This is a genomic window from Vibrio sp. 10N.222.46.A1, from assembly GCF_041473595.1.
GTDB lineage: Bacteria > Pseudomonadota > Gammaproteobacteria > Enterobacterales > Vibrionaceae > Vibrio > Vibrio tasmaniensis_A.
Genome location: NZ_JBFRSN010000494.1, coordinates 1,126 through 3,656 on the forward strand (window position 1 = coordinate 1,126; position 2,531 = coordinate 3,656).

The window sequence follows — 2,531 nt, forward strand, 5'->3', positions numbered from 1 at the left end:
CTTACGGCTTATCTAAGTTCTTAATGGGCAGTGTTTCTGACCGTTCTAACCCCCGATACTTTCTCAGCGGTGGCTTGTTAATGTCGGCATTGGTCATGTTCTGCTTCGGCTTCATGCCATGGGCGACAGGCAGCATCACTGCGATGTTTATCCTGCTGTTCTTGAATGGTTGGTTTCAAGGCATGGGCTGGCCAGCTTGTGGGCGAACCATGGTTCACTGGTGGTCACGAAAAGAACGTGGTGAGATCGTATCGGTATGGAACGTTGCTCACAACGTGGGTGGCGGTTTGATTGGCCCAATGTTCTTGTTGGGGCTGTGGGCTTTTAACGACGATTGGCGAACCGCTTTTTATGTTCCTGCATTTTTTGCCACTCTCGTTGCTGTCTTTGTTTGGTTTACTGTAAGAGATACACCTCAATCTTGCGGCTTACCACCGATTGAAGAACACAAAGATGATTACCCAGACGACTACGATACGTCTCATGAGAAAGAAATGACGGCGAAAGAGATCTTCTTTAAGTACGTTTTCTCTAACAAGCTGTTGTGGTCAATCGCGATTGCTAATGCGTTTGTTTACCTTATCCGTTATGGCGTACTCGATTGGGCTCCGGTTTACTTAAAAGAAGCGAAAGACTTCTCTGTAGATAAATCCTCTTGGGCCTACTTCCTGTATGAGTGGGCAGGTATTCCTGGCACGTTATTGTGTGGTTGGATTTCAGATAAATTATTCAAAGGTCGACGCGCTCCAGCAGGGATCCTGTTTATGGTTCTCGTAACTGTCGCAGTGTTGGTGTATTGGTTGAACCCTGCGGGTAACCCAACGGTTGATATGTTGGCACTGATTGCGATTGGCTTCCTTATTTATGGTCCAGTAATGCTAATCGGCTTGTATGCACTTGAACTTGCACCAAAGAAAGCGGCAGGTACGGCGGCAGGTCTTACTGGATTGTTTGGTTACTTAGGTGGCGCAGTTGCTGCCAATGCGGTGCTTGGTTTCATGGTTGACCATTACGGCTGGGATGGCGGCTTCATGATTTTGGTCGGAGCTTGTGTTGCTTCAATAATTTGTCTGCTTTACGCCTTCCTCGGTGAGCGTGCGCACCATAAGCAAAAAGATCTCGAACGAGAAAAAGAAGCGCTAACTCAGTAGTTTATTAGCTGAACCACACCATACTAATAACAACAGAGGCAGGTATATCCAGCTTCTGTTTTATCAAGGGAAACAATAATGAAAACAACGTCACTGTCTCTGACCTTATTAGCCCTAAGTTTATCTGCAAATACGTTCGCCGATCCTTTAGTGATTGCGCATCGCGGCGCTTCTGGTTATTTACCTGAACACACATTACCCGCTAAAGCGCTCGCTTATGCGATGAAACCCGACTACATCGAACAAGATGTAGTGATGACTAAAGACGACCAATTGGTGGTTTTGCATGATCATTACTTAGATCGCGTCACTGATGTTGCTGACCGCTTTCCAGACCGTGCACGAGCAGATGGCCGTTACTATGCGATTGATTTTACGCTTGCCGAGATCAAGTCATTAAAGGTGACCGAAGGCTTTAACTTAGATGAACAAGGCAACAGAGTGGCAGGGTACCCAACGCGCTTCCCAATGTGGCAGTCTGATTTCCGTGTCGCTACATTTGCAGAAGAAATCGAACTGATCCAAGGCTTAAATAAGACCTTAGGTTATGACGTGGGCATCTATCCTGAAATTAAAGCACCTTGGTTCCATCGTCACGAAGGCAAAGACATCTCCAAAGCTGTGCTTGCGACCTTGCATCAATATGGTTACCTATCAAAAGACGACAAAGTGTATTTGCAGTGTTTTGACGCCAATGAACTCCAACGCATCAATGATGAACTCATGCCTGCGATGGAAATGGATCTTAAGCTCGTTCAGTTGATGGCCTATACAGATTGGAATGAAACCATGACGTATCAAGGTGACAAAGTAACGCCGTACAGTTACGACTGGATGTTTGAAGCTGGTGGCATGGAAAAAGTGGCGACTTATGCGGAAGGAATAGGCCCTTGGAAGCCAATGTTGGTGGACGATGCATCAACCAAAGATAACATTATTATTAAACCGTTAATGAAGTCAGCAAAAGACGCGGGCTTAGATGTTCACCCGTACACGTTCCGTGCTGATCCGGGAAGAATCCCAGCTTATGCTGATAACTTTGATGGCATGTTGGATGTCTTCTACAACCAAGTCAAAGTCGATGGTGTGTTTACTGACTTCCCAGACAAAGCGGTCGACTTCTTGAACCGTTAATATCCTGCTAATTACGAGCGACTATTAACGAGATATTCAGAGCTAAAAGCACACACTAAAGGTGTTTTTGGCTCTTCTTTCACTTTTGGGATCTTCTTGTATTGGCCTCGAAATCCTACCCATATTCTTCTTTCTCAGCCCACATTTTGATATTCACTCGGTTTACAGCAATAACACGACTTGATAGGTTACTCTCAATGCAGTCAGATGCTTAATCTATAAGTACTTATCGGCTGAAGCTTATAT

At 45.3% G+C, this 2,531-nt stretch carries 2 protein-coding genes; both read left to right on the forward strand.

From position 1 onward, the window contains the following. On the forward strand, positions 1-1,151 hold a 1,151-nt coding region (glpT, locus tag AB4496_RS14545), incomplete at its 5' end, for a glycerol-3-phosphate transporter (protein WP_372103688.1). A 78-nt stretch (positions 1,152-1,229) separates the two neighbouring features. Continuing rightward, positions 1,230-2,285, forward strand: coding sequence for a glycerophosphodiester phosphodiesterase (gene glpQ, locus AB4496_RS14550; RefSeq protein WP_102258501.1), 1,056 nt, complete (start codon positions 1,230-1,232; stop codon positions 2,283-2,285). Positions 2,286-2,531: the final 246 nt, after the last annotated feature.

Excerpts from the sequence above, each read along its gene's own strand:
- glpQ (WP_102258501.1), top strand. The coding sequence starts at position 1,230 with ATGAAAACAACGTCACTGTCTCTGACCTTATTAGCCCTAAGTTTATCT.